14 protein-coding genes are annotated in these 18,779 nt (G+C 53.9%); 10 read left to right on the top strand and 4 right to left on the bottom strand.

All coding sequences use genetic code 11. The features are described from left to right. Genes J0A68_RS17910 through J0A68_RS17900 form a run of 3 tightly spaced genes read left to right on the top strand, consistent with a single transcriptional unit; the run spans position 1 to position 1,864 of the window. Positions 1 to 594 carry an outer membrane beta-barrel protein gene (locus tag J0A68_RS17910; RefSeq protein WP_206579614.1) on the top strand — a complete coding sequence of 198 codons (594 nt, stop codon included), beginning with the start codon at positions 1 to 3 and terminating at the stop codon, positions 592 to 594. Between the two features lie 54 nt (positions 595 to 648). Then, positions 649 to 1,200, top strand: a complete 552-nt coding sequence (locus J0A68_RS17905; protein ID WP_206579613.1) for a DUF4136 domain-containing protein — start codon at positions 649 to 651, stop codon at positions 1,198 to 1,200. Positions 1,201 to 1,210: 10 nt separating this feature from the next. Beyond that, the gene (locus J0A68_RS17900; protein ID WP_206579612.1) at positions 1,211 to 1,864 is read left to right on the top strand and encodes a hypothetical protein; all 654 of its coding nucleotides are present in this window, start codon (positions 1,211 to 1,213) and stop codon (positions 1,862 to 1,864) included. A 72-nt stretch (positions 1,865 to 1,936) separates the two neighbouring features. On the opposite strand, the gene J0A68_RS17895 is transcribed toward J0A68_RS17900, so the two are convergent. Both J0A68_RS17895 and J0A68_RS17890 read right to left on the bottom strand, forming a co-directional pair. Continuing rightward, the gene (locus tag J0A68_RS17895) at positions 1,937 to 4,471 is read right to left on the bottom strand and encodes a phosphoenolpyruvate carboxylase (RefSeq protein ID WP_206579611.1); all 2,535 of its coding nucleotides are present in this window, start codon (positions 4,469 to 4,471) and stop codon (positions 1,937 to 1,939) included. A 204-nt stretch (positions 4,472 to 4,675) separates the two neighbouring features. Further along, on the bottom strand, positions 4,676 to 4,975 hold the full coding sequence (locus J0A68_RS17890) for a PAAR domain-containing protein (RefSeq protein WP_206579610.1): 300 nt from the start codon (positions 4,973 to 4,975) through the stop codon (positions 4,676 to 4,678). A 376-nt stretch (positions 4,976 to 5,351) separates the two neighbouring features. Here J0A68_RS17890 and J0A68_RS17885 point away from each other — a divergent pair, with 376 nt between their 5' ends. The 5 genes from J0A68_RS17885 to J0A68_RS17865 are packed head-to-tail and all read left to right on the top strand — an operon-like array spanning position 5,352 to position 9,287. Then, entirely contained in the window at positions 5,352 to 5,966 is a 615-nt protein-coding gene (locus J0A68_RS17885; protein WP_206579609.1) for a hypothetical protein, read from the top strand. 1 nt (position 5,967) lies between these two features. Further along, positions 5,968 to 6,261: a winged helix-turn-helix domain-containing protein gene (locus tag J0A68_RS17880; RefSeq protein WP_317195129.1), complete on the top strand. Its 294-nt coding sequence runs from the start codon at positions 5,968 to 5,970 to the stop codon at positions 6,259 to 6,261. A gap of 50 nt (positions 6,262 to 6,311) precedes the next feature. Beyond that, positions 6,312 to 7,643 carry a cell envelope integrity protein CreD gene (creD, locus tag J0A68_RS17875; protein WP_206579608.1) on the top strand — a complete coding sequence of 444 codons (1,332 nt, stop codon included), beginning with the start codon at positions 6,312 to 6,314 and terminating at the stop codon, positions 7,641 to 7,643. 30 nt (positions 7,644 to 7,673) lie between these two features. Beyond that, positions 7,674 to 8,000, top strand: a complete 327-nt coding sequence (locus J0A68_RS17870; protein WP_206579607.1) for a potassium transporter KefB — start codon at positions 7,674 to 7,676, stop codon at positions 7,998 to 8,000. Between the two features lie 45 nt (positions 8,001 to 8,045). Then, positions 8,046 to 9,287, top strand: a complete 1,242-nt coding sequence (locus J0A68_RS17865) for a DUF4153 domain-containing protein (RefSeq protein ID WP_206579606.1) — start codon at positions 8,046 to 8,048, stop codon at positions 9,285 to 9,287. 818 nt (positions 9,288 to 10,105) lie between these two features. On the opposite strand, the gene J0A68_RS17860 is transcribed toward J0A68_RS17865, so the two are convergent. Together J0A68_RS17860 and J0A68_RS17855 are read right to left on the bottom strand one after the other, a co-directional pair. Beyond that, positions 10,106 to 12,376 (bottom strand): hypothetical protein, encoded by a 2,271-nt coding sequence (locus tag J0A68_RS17860; RefSeq protein WP_206579605.1) that lies wholly within the window; start codon positions 12,374 to 12,376, stop codon positions 10,106 to 10,108. Positions 12,377 to 12,500: 124 nt separating this feature from the next. After that, complete coding sequence (locus J0A68_RS17855) at positions 12,501 to 14,828, bottom strand: hypothetical protein (protein WP_206579604.1); 2,328 nt, start codon at positions 14,826 to 14,828, stop codon at positions 12,501 to 12,503. Positions 14,829 to 15,002: 174 nt separating this feature from the next. Here J0A68_RS17855 and J0A68_RS17850 point away from each other — a divergent pair, with 174 nt between their 5' ends. Both J0A68_RS17850 and J0A68_RS17845 read left to right on the top strand, forming a co-directional pair. Next, on the top strand, positions 15,003 to 17,615 hold the full coding sequence (locus tag J0A68_RS17850) for a DUF4838 domain-containing protein (RefSeq protein WP_206579603.1): 2,613 nt from the start codon (positions 15,003 to 15,005) through the stop codon (positions 17,613 to 17,615). A 111-nt stretch (positions 17,616 to 17,726) separates the two neighbouring features. After that, the gene (locus J0A68_RS17845; RefSeq protein ID WP_206579602.1) at positions 17,727 to 18,506 is read left to right on the top strand and encodes a glycerophosphodiester phosphodiesterase; all 780 of its coding nucleotides are present in this window, start codon (positions 17,727 to 17,729) and stop codon (positions 18,504 to 18,506) included. Positions 18,507 to 18,779: the final 273 nt, after the last annotated feature.

Here is an 18,779-nt window from a genome sequence, read left to right as displayed (position 1 = left end):
ATGAAAAAGCAGTTAACCTTCTTTCTCTTGCTCCTGGGTATTGGATTTTCGGCCCAAGCCCAGCGATCGCTCTACAGCTTCAACTATGTCGTGACGGTGCCTACGGGCAACACGGCGGACTTCATCGACGTGACCTCGGGAAGGGGCTTTGTCTTTGAGTACCAAAAATTCATCAAGGATCACCTCGCGGTGGGGGGAGAGGTCGGCCACTCGACGATCTTCAAAAGAACCGAAAATGAGGTCTATACCCGCGAGACGGCTTCGCTCTCTGGTATCCAATACCGATACCAGTACGCCTATCCTATCATGGCTACGGCGGCCTACTACCATTCTTTCACGGATCTGTTTCGCCCCTATTTCACCCTGGGGATAGGTACGGTGGCCAACAAGAGAACGATAGAAATGGGCATGTACCAATCGGAGGACACACATTGGCAGTTTGGATTCCGTCCAGAGCTGGGCACATTGATCCAACCGAGCGACAATGTCGCCTTTAGGGTCGGCGCAAAATACTACGGCACAGTCGAGGGAGGTGGGCTGGAAGGCCAGTCCAACTTGAGCTTTAATGTCGGGCTGGTGATCATGAACAATTAAAAACCCTTATCTTATTGTCGCTTTGTTGGTGAAAAATCCCAATCCCAGATCAACATGAGAAAGCACTTCCTCTTTTTTGCACTGGCGCTGGGAGCTTTTTGCTCCTGCTCTCCCACGCGGGTGGTGGTGGAAAAAAACAAATACGAAGACTTTAAGCTAAGCAACTATTCTTCCTTCGACTTTGCGCAGATCGATACGCCAAACGACAGCCTGGCACCGTATGGGGAAATTGTCGACCAGCTGAAGCGCAATTTTGCGGAAGCGATGGAAGCACGTGGCATCAAGCAGATCGCCTCAAATCCAGACCTCCGAGTAAACTTTGGTGTGGTCGTGGAGGAAAAGGTTCAGACTCGGGAGACTAACCTGAGCACAGACCCGTTCACCTACGCGGGACAACGCAACTACTACTGGGAGGTCAGGGAGATCCCCGTCAATACCTACAGACAGGGCAGCCTCACGGTGCATATCGTCAACAGCCCCGGCAATGTCCTGGTGTGGGCCGGAATGATATCGGAAGTCGTCCCAAAGAAGGAAGAAAAGAAACCCCAGGCCGTCCAAAATGCGGTCGACCAGATTTTTGAATACCTAGACATCAACAACAAATAATTTTAATCTCATGAAAAAACTCTCTTTTCTGGCCAGCCTAGCCGTAGCGTCTATCCTGGCCGCCTGCTCACCGAGCACCAAAATCATCGGCTCCTGGTCCAGCCCAGACAAGCCCTCCACACCCTATGAAAACATCCTGGTGACTGGCCTCAGCAGCAACTTGGTCAATCGACAGGCATTTGAGGAGGAGCTGGTGGCTACTCTGGAAGAAGATGGGGTAAAATCCGCCAGCAGCTTGACGCTCATCCCGCTCGGTACTGCCAAGGACAAGGAAGGCATGGCCAAGGCGCTGGAAGCAGTACGCGCCGCCGGACATGACGGCATCCTGACCGTTGCGCTTTTGGACCAGACCTCCGAAACCCGCTATGTACAGGGCACCACGACCTATGCGCCCATGGGCTATGGAGGATACTATGGCAGATTTGGGGGGTACTATGGCTACTATGGCGCCATGACCTATGACCCAGGCTACTACACCACCGACAAGATGTACTACATCGAGGTAAACCTCTACGATGCCAAGTCTGAGGCGCTGGTATGGTCTTCCCAATCCGAAACGACCAACCCCAGCAATCTGGACACCTTCTCCCACACCTTTGCCGGTGTCGTGGTAGACCTGATGGTCAAAGACGGCATCATCGCCAAGTCGATCGCGAAGAAGTAAACCACACCAGTATCAAAAAAACAAAAGAGGCTGTCTCGGATGAGACAGCCTCTTTTGTTTTTTCCCGTTTCCTTATGCCGCGTTTCGGGTGGCGTTGATGATTCCAAACATCGTTCTCAGGATGAGCTTGTCCAGGATTTCGGCAGAAGCGCCGTTTTCCAAGCCGATCTGTATCGCATACTGCTGGATAGTGATCAGCGGCAACACAATGCGCTCGCGGATCTCGATGGAGGCCTTGGATACCGGATTGTCCTCCAGCAGCTCTTCCATCCCTGCCACTTGCTTCAGCTTTTCCACGGAGCATTCAAACTCTTTATAGAGCATTTTCCAAAACTCGCTGTACTCGGGATTGTCCTTCAGGTAGGCAGTAGCGGGATAGTAGCACTTGTTGAGGGATTGCATGGAGTTTCCAAGCAGGGTTCTGAAGAAAAGGCTGTCTTGGTACAGCTTCTTCAGCTCGCCCATTTTGCCTTCCTTCTCCAACTCCGCAATGGCGGAGCCCACGCCGTAGAAGCCTGGGATATTCTGCTTCATCTGAGCCCAAGAGCCCACGAAAGGAATCGCCCTCAGGTCCTCAAACTTCAGCCCGGATCCCCCGCCCCGCTTCATGGGTCTGGAGCCGATGTTGGTCATCCCAAAGAACTTCAAGGGAGCGACATGCTCCAGGTAAGGAACAAACTTCGGATGGCTTTTCAGCGCTTTATAGGCTTCGTAGCCGGAGTCAGCCAGCTGCTGTATCAGGGCACGCTGCTCGTCATTCAGGTTTTTCTCCGCATCTGGATAGAGGTGGTTTTCGAGCCCCGCGCTGAGCAGTTGCTCAAAGTTGTACGTACAGGACACCTGCTTGCCATAGTTGGAGGAAATGGTCTGTCCCTGTATCGTCACTTGGATCTCGGAGTTTTCCACTTTTTGGCCCAGTGATGCATAGAAGTTGTGTAGGTTTCCGCCACCTCTTGCCACAGGTCCGCCTCTACCGTCAAAGAACACGACCTGGATGCCATGTTCCCTGGACACGCGGGTGAGTTCCTCCTTGGCTACCAGAATAGACCAGTTTGCCTTGAGGTAGCCTCCATCTTTGGTGCCATCGGAGAAGCCCAGCATGATGCTCTGCTTGCTACCTCGGCTCTTGAGGTGGGTTTTGTATTCCGGCATGGTGTAGAGCCGTGTCATAATCTCCGGAGCCATTTTGAGATCTTCGACGGTCTCAAAGAGCGGTACGATGTCCACAGGCAGTCCCCCGGGCTTCACGCCCATGGTGAGCTTGGCCAATTGGTAAACTTCCAGAAGATGCAGCACCGACTGACAGTTGGAGATGATATAGCGGTGAAGGCCCTCTTCCCCGTTGGTCTTCTGCACGGACTTGACCGTGGCCATAGACTGTAGGATCTCTCGATGGAATGGCTCCTCGAAATGCTCCAAAGAAGGCAGAGCCTTGGTTTTCATTACTTTATCAATCAACTCCTCCTCAGTGCCCACAAACTCTTTGCCCTGGATACTGAAGACCTCCTCCCAAAACGCATCATGCTTGCGGCTGTCCTGACGCAGGTCCATGTGCGCAAAGTGGAATCCAAAGATCCTGACTTTCAATATAAAACGATCCAACAGATCCAGGAAAAGCCCATCGTGGTACTTGATCAGCGCCTCCCGTGCTTCCAAAAGGATGGCCAGTAGATCATCCTTGGAGCTGTAGACTTCTTTGTTTTCAAACAACGTGAAGAAGATCCCACGCTCGGCCTTCACGATATGCTCCTCCACATGCTTGAAGGTCAGACGCTTCTTGAGCGCTCTCAGATCACGGTAGTAGCATCGCATCAGCCACTTTTTCAGGCGGTCGGCCACTTGGATGGTCGTCTCGTGGGTCACAAAGGGGTTGCCGTCACGGTCACCCCCAGGCCAGAATCCCACTTTGAGAATGGCCGGGTTTTCCCAAGTGTGCAGCGGTTGATCCAGCCCCTTGAGCAGACGGATGATGATATCCGGAATGCTGTGATAAAACACATTTTCCAAATACCAGATCAAGCTCACGGCCTCGTTAAACGGTGTCGGCTGCTCCCGGTTGATAAAGCCCGTCTTGCCTAGCTGCTGTAGCAGCAGGTTGATGTTTTCCAGGTCATCGGTGCGGATGGCGTTTTCCAGATCGGTAATGATCCCGAGCACGTTGCCGGGATAAAACTGGGTCGGGTGGGCTGTGAGGGTGAGCCTCACGGAGAAGTTCTTCAGCTTCTCGATCAGCGCCTCTTTTTTGCGGTCGGTTTCCACACGGTTGATCAGTGCCTTCACCGAGCCTTTGCCCGAGATGTCGTTGATCTTTTCGTAGGCGGCATCCTCGATCGAGTCAAACAATACCACCTGACGCTCCACGTACTGGATCATCTCAAAGAGGAAATCGAAGCGTTTCTTCTCGTTTTCACCAGGCATCATCTCCTCAAAAAACCCGTCGATGATCTCCCTAGGCGACTTGCCGGAGGCGTAGCCACGCTCGCAGGCTTTACCCAAAAAAGGCAGCAGCGTCCCCGTCACATAGATGTCGTCAAAGGGCAGGTCGAGAAAAAGACTGTTGTAGATGGTAAATCGCTTGGCGACTTGAGTGTCGTAAATAGGATACATTCAGGGTCGATTTTAATAGGTCAGGCAAATTAGTAAAATTTCCATTTTATAGAACAAAATTTAGAATTTCTACAAGTATCTATCCGACATTTTTTCAAAATGACAGATTTTCTTCTGGTTTTTGATAAAAAAGGAAAAAGTAACCGACATAGGCCTCGAAAAGCCCTGAAAATGGCCTTTCAGTCCCAAAGGCCACATCGAAGCCTAGCCGCCTATCATCACCGTGGGGCAGCCAATGGCGATCGAGCCTCCGTGGGCAGTGGAGTCTCCTGCCCTAGCAGCGGGCTTCCCTCCGATCATTACGGTGGAAGACCCCATGGCTATGGTGTCCGGCGGACCTACGCAGACGCAGGAATCACCCACCACGGCTGCCGGCATCCCTCCTATCAAAACGGTAGCCTCTCCAGGACCGATCACAGGGCCGCCCACATGGGGAATGGGTGGCGTCCCAGGAGTTTGCATCGGGCAGGTATGCATGTCGGTGAGTCTGGCGGCCATGGGCATAGTACATTCGGTTTGGAGGGATCGTGATACGCCGAAAACAAAAGAACAGGGACTTAAGAGTCCTCAGTCTCCATCTAAAATAACGATTTATCGTAGAGCTGTCCTGAGAATCTCCAAAAATCCCCCGGGTCGGCGCTATTTCTTTTATTTTTTCATGATTATCCGCAAACTTACCAGTAAGCGCATTTGCTTCTTCAATCGGGCTGGAAGACCGATGACCGAAGACCGAAGTAGGGCAAAGCCTAAAGTTTAGCCTTCTTTTGTATCGTCACGGCTACCTACTGGCATAAAAGCGGATAACCATATATTTTTTTTCGGGCTCATGGCGAAGGAATTGAAAAGTTCATTTACTTTGTATCTCAAAGTACTTTTGAAAATGAAAAAACCGGAGCAAGAATTAGCCGAAATCAAGTCGATGATGGAGCGGAGCACCCGCTTCCTGTCCCTGAGCGGCCTGTCTGGAGTACTGGCAGGCATCTATGCGCTGATCGGCGCGGGAATGGCCTACTACTGGATCTACTTTCCCAACCCGCCCTTCGGATTCAGGACGAGCTACATCCAGGAGGATCAGACGCTGCTGAGGCTTTTGGTGACTGCCTGCGCAGTTTTGGCACTCTCACTCTATACCGGCTGGGCGCTGAGCCAAAGGAAGAGCCAGCGCACTTCCTCCAAGCTGTGGACCTCTGCCAGCAAGCGCTTTATCTCCGCCCTGCTCATCCCTTTGGTGGTCGGCGGCATCTTCAGCCTTGCCTTGATTTCCAGGGGATACCTGATCATCGTAGCTCCGGCTACCCTGATTTTCTACGGCCTGGCGCTGATCAACGCGGCCCACTTTTCCCTCGGAGACATCAAGTACCTTGGGTATTGCGAACTGGCTTTGGGAATCATTTCGGCCTTCTTTCCGGGCTATGGCCTGATCACCTGGACGCTGGGCTTTGGCGTACTGCATGTGATCTATGGCTCGATGATGTATTACAAATACGACCGGTGACGTGGAGGGGATTTTCGACAAGGCATTTGAAAACATCGTCCGACTGCGGATCATGTCCATCCTGATGGTCAATGAGCAGTACGACTTCAACTCGTTCAAAGAGATCCTGGAGGTGACCGACGGCAATCTCGCCTCTCACCTCAAGAACCTCGAAAGCTCGGGCTATATCAGCTTTGACAAAACCTTTGTGGGCCGAAAGCCCATGACCAACTATTCCGCGACCGCAGCAGGAAAAACGGCTTTCCAGGCACACCTGGACTTCCTTGAAAATTTGATCAACGAAAACAAAACCTAAAAAAATTTATCCATTCACTTTGAAAATCAAAGTACTTTTAATCAAACCCAATGGAACACACCCACAATCCCTCCATCCTCCACCAGACCCAAAACCTGGTAAGCAAGTCGGTCAGTATCAAGCTCCTGATCATCGGCTTCATCGTCGTCATTTTGCTCATCCCCCAGTCGATGACGCTCAATCTCATCCAGGAGCGCCAGACCCGCATGGAAGAAGCCGAAGAGGAAGTCAGCGGCAAATGGTCTCGCGCCCAGACCCTAGCCGGTCCTTTTCTGGGCGTGCCTTTTTACCAAACCAAACAGACCGAAACTGGCGGACAAACACAAACAACGAAGGAACTCAGCACTGCCTATTTCTTTCCTGAGGACTTGGACATCACGGCCAACCTCGATGCACAGGAGCTTCACAGGGGGATTTTTGACGTGGTGGTCTACTCCGGAGACTTGGAGCTGAAGGCCAAATTCAAGCCCCTGGCTTTGTCCAAACTCAACCTCCAACCGGAGCAGATGCTCTGGGATCAGGCAGCCCTCTACCTCAGACTCTCCGACCTCCGCGGTATCGGCGAAAATCCACAGATCGAGCTCAATGGCTCCACGCTTGCCGCCGAGCCCTTTTCGGACGGAAGAACACAGCTACAAGGACTCCAAGTCCCCCTGCAGCTGGACTCCGCCAACTTGGGATTTGACTTCTCCGGCAAGCTAAAAGTGAAAGGAAGCAAGGAGTTTCTGGTCGCGCCTGTCGGAAAAACCACCCAAATGCAGCTCAGCGGCAACTGGCCCAGTCCGAGTTTCCAAGGGGAGTTTTTGCCCAAATCCAGGGAGCTGAACGAGGAGAGCTTCAGCAGCCAATGGAAAGTACTCCACTTCAACCGGCCTTTTGGCCAAGAGTTTCTCGGAGGGATTCCAGCCGTCGAAGGCAGTGCCTTTGGCCTTTCCCTGAAGCTTCCCGCCGACCAATACCAACAGAGCGTCAGGACTTCCAAGTATGCGGTACTGATCATCATCCTGAGCTTCCTTTCGCTTTTCCTGATGGAAATATTCACCAAAAAACGCATCCATCCCCTGCAATACACCCTGATCGGGTTTTCGCTGGTGCTGTACTACACCCTGCTCATTGCGCTTTCGGAGCAGTTGGGCTTCCCGCTGGCCTACCTTCTGGCGAGCACCGCGACGGTTGGACTATTGGCAGGCTATGCGAAAAGCCTCTTTGGAGACCTGAAGACGACCGGCCTGTTTGCCGGGATCTTGGGCCTCTTCTACACCTTCATCTTCGTGATCGTCAAGCAGCAGGAATACGCCCTCTTGATCGGCAGCATCGGCCTGTTCATCGCATTGGCGACGACCATGTTTATCTCCAGGAAAATCGACTGGTACAAAAGCTAAGCAACATTCCCCCTCAAAATCCCCTAAACCATGAAAACATCTAAGCACGCCCCCTTCGACATCGAGCTCAAGTCTCTGCCCCTGCCCGCTTTGCTGGGAGCCATCCTGCCCTTGGCGCTCCTGCTCTTCCTGATCATCTCCTCAGGCGACAGCTTCAAACTCTGGATGGCCGTTCCCCTCACGATCATTCCCGCTGGAGGAGCCTTTGGCGGGGTGTTTTTCTACCTGATGGGTTTCCACTGGTTTCCCCGCGGCAGCCAAAAACTCATCGCGGTTATTTTCAGCACCCTGGTGTATTTCGTCATCCTCTGGCTCAGCGCGGTGATCGCCTTCAACTTCACCGGTCACTGGGACTAAACTCTCCCCTAGAAATCCATAGATTCAACTTTGATCCCCCGCACCATGCAAAATCAAATTCTCTCCCACCTCCAACAGCCCGGAGAACTGGAAAAGCTTTACCGGGCCAACAAGTCCGAGTTTAAACGGGCTTTTCAAGCTGTCTATCCCCAGATCCAAGGCCAGCAAATCGCCGAGTTTTGGCAGGAGCGCCTTCGCGACAAAGCCGACGGCATCTCCTGGGGCAGCCAAAAGGAACACCTTTGGGTGGTCCTGGCTATTCTTTTCGCAGGATTTCTGGCCAAGATTCCGGAAATCTTCTCCATCGACGAGGAGTTTTTCTATCCGCGAAACATCAGCTATATCGTATTGCCGCTGATCACTGCCTTTTTCGCCTGGAAAAACGAGCTCTCACTCAACGCCAAATCCGTCCTCATCGGCATCACCGGACTCTCGCTGGTCTATATCAACTCCCTACCTGGAAAGGAAACAGACACGCTCGTACTGGCCTGTATCCACCTGCCGCTGCTCCTCTGGGGGATGCTAGGCGTCGCCTATTCCGGGCCAGAGCTCGGGGATTGGCAAAAGCGCCTGGACTTCCTGCGGTTTAACGGGGAAGCCGCCGTCCTATCGGTACTGATCGGCATCGCCGCCTTTCTGCTGAGCGCAATCACCATCGGCTTGTTTTCGCTAATCGAAGTACCCATCGAAGACTTCTGGGCACACTATGTCGCAGCCTTCGGACTTCCCGCCATCCCTATCCTCGGCACCTATCTCGCCCATAGCAATCCCCAGCTGGTGAACAAAGTATCTCCGGTAATCGCCAAGATATTCAGCCCGATCATGCTGGTGATGTTGGTCTTTTATCTAATAGCCATCGCCGTGACCGGCAAAGATCCCTACAACGACCGGGAATTTCTCCTGCTTTTTAATCTGCTGCTGATCGGGGTCATGGCTTTGATCTTCTTCTCCGTGGCCGAAGGTTCTTCCCAGGAAAGAAGGGCTTTTGGAGCCTGGACGCTGTTTTTGCTTTCCTTGGTCACCATCATTGTCAATGGGATCGCCATCTCTGCCATCATCTTCCGGATCTCAGAGCTGGGTTTCACCCCCAACCGTACGGCCGTGCTGGGCGGCAACCTGCTGATGTTGATCCACCTTTTCCTCATCTCCTGGAAGCTCTACCACAGTGCGGTCAAAAAAGCCGAGCTCGCGGACGTTGGCAAGTCGGTCGTGCGCTACCTGCCCGTGTATATGGTTTGGAGTGCCGTGGTGGTTTTTGTTCTGCCCATGCTGTTTGGGTTTGAATAGAAAAAAAAGAAATGCCACAGATGCACGGATGAGTCCGGAAATCCGTGCATCTGTGGCTTTTTTTCAAAGGAGATTAGTTGCCACGAAGACACGAAGGCGCTAAGAACAACAGCCCTGTCCTACCGCTCCCCCCTTTCCCCTCTAGCCCTGAGTGGCCAAAAGGCAGATCGGCACAGAAAATTGTGTCAAATCTGTGCTTGATCCGTGTTTTTTTTCTGTGCCGATCTGTGGGTTTTTTTTCCTCTCTCGCAAAAGGCGCAGAGATAAGGGTGGGAATCTTCGCGAAGTCTCTATGTAGCGCAAAAACAGGATTCAATCCTCCACGGGTTTTGGCGAAACCTGATGGTTTTTATTGAGCTCCTTTCGGCCAAAACTTCCCATCAAACATCCCAACACCATAACCTAGGGTTAAAACCCTAGGCTATTCACCGGCCGCCCCGATGGGGCTTTGAATACGTCATCTTACCATGGAGGGGAAACAAAAAATTGCTTCCGTCCCAAGACTTTTACCCCCTCCCATTTCTCCCGCTCTCTGTGGTTAAAAATCCAATAAGAAAATTTGCCACTGAGTGCACGGAGGGAAAGGAGAAAAACTCTGCGAAACCTTTGCGTCCTCAGCGTCTCGGTGGTAAACCCGGCGCGAAGCGCATAAAATCCAGCCCAATCCTCCACGGGTTTTGGCGAAACCTCCACGACTCCATTGAGCCCCCATTTCTCCCGCTCTCTGTGGTGAAAAAATCCCACCCGAGTTGACAAAAAAAGTCCTCTCCCACACGGGAAAGGACTTAACCAATTAAACTACCCATTAACTATCTATATTATCTTTTGACCGGTGCGCTGATCACCCCCAAGTACCTGCCCATCCAATAAGGAAGCAGATACGTGTCGCCCGCGCTCAGTTCGGACTTCCTGTCCGGCGCGTCGAGGGTGAACAGGTTCCGGTTATGCTTCAACTCGGGGCGTTCATCAGGCGGCAGGACCTCCGAGGTGTTTTGTCCCCAGAAGTTGACCGGCACATGGACGATGTCCTTGCGATGGCTGTTTTCGGTTTTGTACTCGATCATGTCCAGGGGAAATTCCTTCAGGTGCCACACCGACTCCTCTAGGTCAAAGTCCTCGGCTCCCGTCATGGCATAGCAGAAATTCCACAGGGCATTCTTCTCCGGCCGCTCAAACTCCCAGTGATCCTTGATCGCCTCGCGATACACTTCTCTCAACGTGTCATTCAGCGCGTAGGGATACAGACCCCAATAGGCCAGGAAGTACATCTCGTCGTCACTGTGGTTCCATTCCTCAGAGAGCATTTTGCTCCAGTTGTCCGCATCAGCCGGGGCTGGACCGATTTCCTTGAAAGGCCGGGCGAGGTTTTCCAGATACCCGTGGTTTTGCATCAGATCCAGCGCCTTTTCCTTGTAGAGTTCCTTGCCGGTCAGCTTGTAGGCCGCCTGCAGGAAGGCGACAAGATTGGAAGAATAGATCTTGCGGTCGCCTATCATAGGCTGGAAACGGTTGATGTGCTCGGGATTCCAAAAGCCCCAAAGCGAGGGCTTGCCGTCCACATCCACCAGCGTGTAGTTGTTTGCGACGATGTAGCCCATCATGTCATCCAGCAGCGTGATCGCACGCTGGCGGTATTCCTCGTCGTCCATGTATTCGCCCATCAGGATCAGCGCAAAGATCTGCCCCACCGTCTGGTCGCTGCTGGCGCTGGCCCTCCAGTCCCATTCCGGATCGGTGGAGTGGTTCCAACTCACGTTGTCGTTGTAGCCTTCGTACCAAAAATCCTCCACATAGGTGCGGTACTCCTTGCGAAACTCGTAGTGTCCGCTGCGCTCAAAAGTCCGCCCAAAAAGGCCTTTCACCCCCGTGATGTGGTGCAGGCGCTCCATGGCCTCGAAAGTTTCGATGCAGTTTTGCTTGGCCTCTTCGGACTGGGTCACCAGGTAGCGGAACAGCTGGCTGCCCAAGTACATGCCGGTCCAGAGGTTGTCGCTGTCAGCCAGTCCATTTTCCGCCGTAGCCAAGTCGTGGCCGCTAAGTCGGCTCAGGTTACTGTTGATGCCGTAGCGGATGTGGCGCTGGCGCACTTGCTTTTCGTAGCGCAGGGCCTTTTCCTCCAGCGTCATCCATTCAAACCTGATCTGCCCGAGGCCTTTGTCCGTGAGGATCAAAACCGACCCTTCCGGTCCAGCGGCAATGTCCACCACCTGCTCTCCGGGCAGCCAGCGCTCTCCATAGTAATAGTTGAATTTGCCGTCATCCTTGAGCATAAAAGCGCCGCGAGTCGAGCCAAACCAGAGCATCCCATCGATCTCCCGCACGGCCGTCAGCTCGGGCCAAGGCAGGTTGCTGCGAAGAGGCTGATCCATCTGGCCAGCAGCATCGAGGATCACGAAGCCCTCACCGCGCGCCACAACGAACCCGCCGGAAGCCAGCAGGTCAAAAGCCCTGAGGTTTGCCCCCTCGTACACCGTTTGCTTTTCCCCTCCCAAAGCAGCCACACGAATGACCGACTTCTCCGTCAAGAGGTAAAACACACCAGCTTTTGCATCGTATTTCCCGTCCAAGATGTCCGCGCCGACTTCGCCTTTGGCCAAGACCTTCGAGTCTTGGACTAGGGAAAAAGAAGCGCCTGAGGCTACCAAAAAGGTAAAATCCCTTCCGCCCACGACCAAGTCTGCCTCGGGCATCCCGTGTCTGGAAAAAAGCTTTCCAGCCCACGCGTTGCTGAAGACCGCCTCTCCGTCCAGGTAGACGAACTGGTTTTCATGGAGAAGCAAATCCGCGACTTTTTTGTCGCCCATCAGGAGGTAGCGCTGGTCTTTTCGGATTTTGCCGGGATACTGAAAATGCCCATTGTCCGGGATCATAAGTCCCTCGGAACTGAGGATTTGGATAACCTCATTCCGGTCGGTAAACACCTTTTTAAACTCCACGTTTTCCCCCTCCGCATAGTACTTCACCGCATAGTCCTGCAGGTAGGCCACGTCTTCATAGACGGGCTGCTTGGATTTGGCCAGGCGCTCAGGCTTTTGGCAAGCCGAGAGCAAAACCCCAAACGCGGAAACAAGTAATATCGATTTTCTCATCTTTTTCTTTTATAAAAAAAGGACACTTGGGCCATCAGCGACTCCTTTATGTCAGCCCCAATTTTCCAATTTTCCAATCTTTCAATCTTTCAATTATCCATCCGACACCGGTCATCTGTCATCCTTACCTCCTGATCAGCCACACATCCGAAATCCTGGAGTAATTTCTCCAGCGCAGGTGCGACTCTTCGGGCCGGTCAAAGCTCACCGAGATCTTGCCGTCCCCCACCAAATCCCTGGGAATGATAAACTCCTTGAACCCGCCCAGTTCCTTTTCATACACCAAAGGCTCCAGGCGTCTGCCGTCCACGCGGATCAGCGCATCGCCCGAACCGGTCACCCGGATGAGGTAGCGGGCATCGGGATCGAGATCCCCGTATTCCAGTTCGGGATTCACCTGATAGACTTGGGAGGATAGCCTCCAGCGGCTGTAGCCATTGTCCCACCAGCCAAAGTCCACCGCATCGTACACCGTCGTGGTGACATGCGGGCTCTTGGCGATGTTGGAAATGTCGTCGTAGTAGCCGCCTGGCCCGGGATTTTCCCAGTTGGCGATCAGCTGGAGCTGCTCGATTTTTTCCGCCTCAGTGCCCATTTTTCTCACCGAGTCAAACTGATCGGCCAGCCACCAGCGATTATTGAGCGGATAGTCCACAAAGTCCAGGATACAGCCCCGCTGGGAATTGCTCGCCTGGTACTTGTCCACGCTGGTCTGCAGCCCAATGGATTCGAAAAGCGCCTGCGCGTATTCTTCGATTTTCTTCCTCGATTCCCCTTCGATTGGCTGGGTATCGGCCCGGTTCACCAGCTCCAGAGCCTGCGTCATAGCCTCGTCGATGCCCAGCTTTTCGTAGTCCAAGAGCAGTTGGTTGGCCTGCTTTTCCAGTCCGGTTTCGTAGATCTTGCGCTGGCGAACGTAGGCGTCGTAGTAGGCCCGCATCACCAGCATCTGCCATCTCCAGTTGTCGCCCAGCTGGGGATTGGCCGATTCTAGGCCTTTCCAATACGCCAGCGTCGGGGCGATGCCGCCATTGTCGATGATGGATCCGCCCCAGTTGCTCTCCAGGGCCAGGATGCCTTCGGCTGCCGCTTCCTCCACTTTGGCCTCAAAGAAAAAGTTGGCGTATTCCCTCAGGACGTCGCGGACTTCTTTTTCCGGATTCCAGCCCATTTGGCTCCAGATGACCTTGTTCACATCGTCGTGGCAGCCGTCGGAGTAGGAGACAAAACCATCGGTAAAAGGCGCGTATTTGTTGTGCACCCCGGCATAAAACACCGGCATGGGATTGATGCCCTCGCGACCGATGGTCAGGGCAAAGGCCTGGTCAAAATTGGGCACGGGGTAGTCGCAGCGCACATTGTGCGTGATATCGGGATAGCTTCTATGCTTGTATTGCTTGGGCAGGCGAAAGCGCGTCTCGGAGATCGGCGGGCTGCTGGGGCCAGACACGACGCCACGAAGCCAGGTGGGCTTGTGTTGCTCCAGGTATTGATAGAAATAATCCACCTGCTCCTCGCTGAAGCCCTGCAGGGAAATCCAGATTCCGGCATTGGGATGGTACTTCACGAGCCGCGCGTGGAGGTCTTTCAGGAAAGGCAGCACCTCCCGGGGATGGTTGTGTCCCGGATCGCCACCGGGGAAAAAGATATTGTCCAGGCGGGGCACTTTCGGATAGTTGGCCTCGTGGATGTCCAGCTCCTTGGCCCGGATGGCCGGATCGCTCAAGTCCACCGTGGCCGGAGTCCAAATCCAGTACTCCAGATCATACTTGTCACAGATTTCGCTCATCTTCACATTCATTTCCTCGCGGGAAATCTTGAAATGCGGACTGTTGTCATTGCCTCCGTCAGGCGGGATGTTTTCTATGGCATTGGTGCCAAAAAGCGCCAACTCGCGGATGTACTGGTCGTACTGCTCCACCGTCCAGGCATCATAGGAATTGGCGGTGTTTCGGTAGCCGATCTGGTGCCCGCGCAGGGCATATTGCGGCGCGGAGGCGACATCCAGCCGCTCGTCGATCAGGAGTTGGCCTTTGGCAAAAGAGGCCGTCCTGAGCAGCTCCCCTATCCCAAAGATCAATGCCCGGGAATCCGCCCCGATGATCCAGAGCACATTGTCCTGCCACAGCAGTCGGTAGCCCTCGGGCCGCAGCTCCGGCAAATTTTCCCCAGAGCGCCTAGGCACCTGCTTTCCGTCGAGTTCCGTATCGCTAGCCAAAGCCAGGGCGACGGTAAACTTCCCCGCTTCGGTCCAATGCGTGATCGGGCTGACGCTGGTCTTGCTTCGCTTGCCGATTTCCTCCTGCAATATCTCCAAGGCCGACTGCCGCACTTGGGGCTTGACACCGTCGGAGATGAGCACGCTCAGCTTGCCGACCGGGATCGACGCCGCCTGGACGGCCGTGGCCGTCAAAATCAAACTGAGGAAAAGAAAGGCTATTTTAATTCGCATGGGCAAAGGGAAGCTGGGAGACGCTCGCTCCCAAAAGGGTGATTGGAAAGCTTTCGTATCCAATACCGCTGCATCCGGTTTTTGGGCTAGTCCATAGCCCATTTTTCTTCCAAAGCAGTAGTTTATTCCAGAAACCAAGGCTCCACCAAAGCTTTCCCAAGCTCCTGCATCCTCATGAAAACCCTGCCCAAAAACCTCCTACTCTGCCTTTGTTCCCTGATCTTTTGCTTCGCAAAGCTCTACGCACAAGACATTGGCCTTGAGAGGCATGGGCAGGTGGAGATTGTCTTGGGAGAAAATGCCGGAGCGGTGGAAAAGCGGGTGGCGGTATTGCTGAAAGAACGGATTTTGGAAAAGTCCCGAATCACAGTCACCGTCGGCCAAGCCCCAACCCAAGGGCAAGGACAAGCGCTGAGGGTTCTTTTGGGCAGGCCAGAAAACCACCCGGCCTTGCAGGCCCAGTTTGCCAAGTATCGCATCCAGCCGCTGACCGAGCTCGCACCAGGGCCGGAGGGATTTTTGCTCCAGCGCCTAGACCAAAACACCCTTCTCGCCGCCGGAATCGACGACAGGGGCTGCCTCTACGCTGTAGGCGAACTTTTGCGCCAGCTGAAATACGAGCCAAGCGAAATCCTCCTCCCCGAGTCCCTGCAAATCAGGACTGCTCCCGCCTTTGAGATTCGGGGAACGCAGTTTGGGCAGAGTGGCGTGGCAAAAAGCCTGGCCAAAGTCCGCAACTGGACTGAGGAGGAAACCCAGCGCGTCATTCTGGACTATGCCTTGGCTGGCGCCAACATCTTCAGCGTGGACGAGGGTCCCATGTATGCGTTCATCAAGTCCTTTGGCCTGATGACCCAGGGCGCGTTCGGGGCGAACACGGCTCCCGAAAACAAAAATCCGGAATGGAATGCCTTTGAGTCCATTGGCAGGGAAGGCTATGTCTGCCCTTCGGTGCCCGCTGCCCGGGCCTACATGCTGGAGAAATTCGAGGGGTTTGCCAAGGAAGCCCCGGACTACGATCTGCTGAAGTTTCATGGCGGAGACGGCGGGGGCTGCGAATGCGACCGCTGCGACCCCTATGGCCTGACCTTCATTCGATTGGTAGAGGATATGGCAAACATTTTCCACAAGTATCATCCCGAGACACGGATCTACTTCACCAACCAGAAGTTTGACAATGCCGACGATCAGGCCATCTTCGACTACCTCAACGAGAAGCCTAGGAATTGGCTGTGGGCCTGGGGCTATGGGCCGGGTTCGGATGCGACGACTTGGCAGCCCGGCCATCGGCAAACGCACCGCATGGACCTGTTTCGCTATCCCGGTTTCGGCCCCTACGGACTGTATCCCATGGAAATCACCCGGCAAATGCCCGCCAGACACCGACTGGTCTTCTACAACGAAATCACCCACTGGAAATACGCCCAGCACGCCTACATCCAGATGTATCCGCGCGCCGACAAGAACGGCGACCTGCCGCCCCACTGGGGACATGACATCTACGAACGTAGGCCGGATCAGTATTTGACCCAGGTGTATCATCGGCTGACTTTCTTCGCCTGGCCAAGGCAATACCACCGGGTTTTCGACGATCTCATGCGCTACGGGGTCGGTGACATCACCCACTCTTCCGGCAACCATGACCATTTCAACCAGTGGATGTGGCAGCGCCTGCTTTGGAACCCCCGTGCTTCCGTCGAGGACGTGGTGGCGGAATACGCCAAAAACTGGTTTGGGCCAGAGGCGGCACCACTGATGGCGAAGGCGATCTTCCAGCTCGAAGAAAATCTGGAAGAAATCCCCGGAAAGCCTCTCCCCGAGAAGGAAGGCGTACTTTCCTACTACCAGCTGGTGGCCGAGGCGGGCAAGCTGATGCCGGAAAACTGGAGCCAAGACAACTGGCTCTGGCGCATGTACATGCAAAAGGCCGCGCTCGACCGCTACATCCAGCTCATGGTCACCCAACAAAGCGACATCCAAAGCCAACTCGAAAACCTGGTCCGAAAAGAACCCTCGAACCAAGGCCTTCAGCAGGCCCTTCTTTTGATGGGCAAAGCCAAAGACGAAACGCCGGAAATGACCGCCTTGAAAGCGGAAGCCCAAAGACTGGGAGAAGAAAGCGACCAGCTCTTTGGCACGAGAAGCGAGGGATATTTCAACCTGGAGCACGATTTCATCGGCTTGGCTTGGCTCGACCGCCAAGTCCGGCGGGCTATCGCCGCCAAAGGAAAAGAAAGAGAGGAGTTGATTTCCCTGATCACGGACTACGAAAACCCCGGCGAAGGCGGTCGCTACGACAACCTCGGCACGGGCAACTCCGCTCCCAATGTGGTCTTTGGCTACCCTTACGACCATGGACAGCCCTACCTGCAGGAGATGCTTTCCGAAGGCAACCGTCCCAGCCAGCGCTCCATGCACTTCACCCAAGACGAATCCCAGGGTGTGACGCTGCGCTACCGCGACCTCGATCCCAAGGCACGCTACAAGATCCGCGTGACTCTCGTCAGGCCCTGGTACCAGGAGCGCTACGCCATGCGCATGAACCAGCAGTCGGAGTCGATCTTGGCCGACGGACAGATCCTTGCCGACGACTTGGAACTGCCCCTCCAGATGAGCGACTTTTTCACGTTTGACATTCCCGCAAAGCTGACCGAAGACGGGGAGCTGGTGATCCAGTTTCAAAAGTCCGACGACGTCGCCAACGGGGATCGTGTCACGGTGGAGCAGTGGCGAAACTCCGGGGGTTGGGGCACGCTCGTCTCGGAGGTTTGGCTGATCCGGGACTAGAGAGCGGCCGTCTAGCGTGAAGTTTCTGTGAAATTATAGGAGCCGGATGGGCAATTTGGGCCGATTTTCTACTTTAGGCTTCACTTTGTCTTTTTCAAAAACCAAAACAAAATGCTTCGACTACTTCTTGCCAGCCTGGCTTTGGTCATGACTACCGCGCTTTCTTTTTCCCAAGGATCTTTCCACAAAAACAGCGTCATCGCCCATCGCGGTGCATGGAAAGCAAACGGACTTCCCCAAAACTCGATTGCCTCTTTGAATGAGGCCGTGCGATTGCAGTGTGAGGGCTCCGAGTTTGACGTCTGGATGACTGCCGACGGGGTGCCTGTGGTCAACCACGACGCGGACTTTTTGGAAATGCCCATAGAGACGACTTCTTTCAAAGAGCTTCGGAGCAAAAAGCTTCCCAATGGCGAAAAAATCCCCACGGTCAAGGAATACCTCAAGCGAGGCATGAAACAAAACGGCACCAAGCTGATCGTCGAGGTCAAGCCCTCCAAGATCAGCGTGGCGCGCAGCGAGGAACTGGCCGCCAAATGCGTGGCGATCGTCAAAGACATGAAGGCCGAAAAATGGGTGGACTACATCACCTTCAGCTACGAGGCCGGCAAAAAGATCATTGAGCTCGACCCGAAGGCCAATGTCGCCTACCTCAATGGCGAAAAATCCCCCGCAGAACTGAAAGAAGCGGGGTTCTTCGGTTTTGACTACAACATCCGCATCGTCAGGGCTAAGCCCGAGTGGATCAAGGAAGCCCAAGAACTCGGCTTGACCGTCAATGTCTGGACAGTCAACAATCCCGAGGACATGCAGTGGCTGCTCGACCAAAAAGTCGACTTCATCACCACCGACGAGCCGGAACTGCTTTTCGGCCTGATCCAGGGGAAGTAGTGGTTGGTTTGTGGTAATTGGTGAGTGGTGAGTGGTAAGCAGTAAGTAGTAAGTGGTTATTGGTTATTCTGCAACCCGCTTGGCTCTTGTCTCTAGGCTCTAGCTACTTGATACTCCCTACTTGGTTCTTGGTTCTAGCTACTTGCTACTTGATACTCTGACTATGCCTGAAAATGGTTGTCACTATTCTGTCAATTATCGAGTTAGAATTTCTGTTTTCAATGGATTCTTCTTCTTTGGTTGTTCAGGTATTCTTGGTTTCAATTCCAATGT

The sequence above is a fragment of the Algoriphagus oliviformis genome (genome assembly GCF_017254915.1).
In the GTDB taxonomy this organism is placed as follows: domain Bacteria; phylum Bacteroidota; class Bacteroidia; order Cytophagales; family Cyclobacteriaceae; genus Algoriphagus; species Algoriphagus oliviformis.
This window is presented reverse-complemented; position numbering and strand designations above follow the sequence as displayed.

Excerpts from the sequence above, each read along its gene's own strand:
- J0A68_RS17910 (WP_206579614.1), top strand. The coding sequence starts at position 1 with ATGAAAAAGCAGTTAACCTTCTTTCTCTTGCTCCTGGGTATTGGATTT.
- J0A68_RS17905 (WP_206579613.1), top strand. The coding sequence starts at position 649 with ATGAGAAAGCACTTCCTCTTTTTTGCACTGGCGCTGGGAGCTTTTTGC.
- J0A68_RS17900 (WP_206579612.1), top strand. The coding sequence starts at position 1,211 with ATGAAAAAACTCTCTTTTCTGGCCAGCCTAGCCGTAGCGTCTATCCTG.
- J0A68_RS17895 (WP_206579611.1), bottom strand. The coding sequence starts at position 4,471 with ATGTATCCTATTTACGACACTCAAGTCGCCAAGCGATTTACCATCTAC.
- J0A68_RS17890 (WP_206579610.1), bottom strand. The coding sequence starts at position 4,975 with ATGCCCATGGCCGCCAGACTCACCGACATGCATACCTGCCCGATGCAA.
- J0A68_RS17885 (WP_206579609.1), top strand. The coding sequence starts at position 5,352 with ATGAAAAAACCGGAGCAAGAATTAGCCGAAATCAAGTCGATGATGGAG.
- creD (WP_206579608.1), top strand. The coding sequence starts at position 6,312 with ATGGAACACACCCACAATCCCTCCATCCTCCACCAGACCCAAAACCTG.
- J0A68_RS17870 (WP_206579607.1), top strand. The coding sequence starts at position 7,674 with ATGAAAACATCTAAGCACGCCCCCTTCGACATCGAGCTCAAGTCTCTG.
- J0A68_RS17865 (WP_206579606.1), top strand. The coding sequence starts at position 8,046 with ATGCAAAATCAAATTCTCTCCCACCTCCAACAGCCCGGAGAACTGGAA.
- J0A68_RS17860 (WP_206579605.1), bottom strand. The coding sequence starts at position 12,376 with ATGAGAAAATCGATATTACTTGTTTCCGCGTTTGGGGTTTTGCTCTCG.
- J0A68_RS17855 (WP_206579604.1), bottom strand. The coding sequence starts at position 14,828 with ATGCGAATTAAAATAGCCTTTCTTTTCCTCAGTTTGATTTTGACGGCC.
- J0A68_RS17850 (WP_206579603.1), top strand. The coding sequence starts at position 15,003 with ATGAAAACCCTGCCCAAAAACCTCCTACTCTGCCTTTGTTCCCTGATC.
- J0A68_RS17845 (WP_206579602.1), top strand. The coding sequence starts at position 17,727 with ATGCTTCGACTACTTCTTGCCAGCCTGGCTTTGGTCATGACTACCGCG.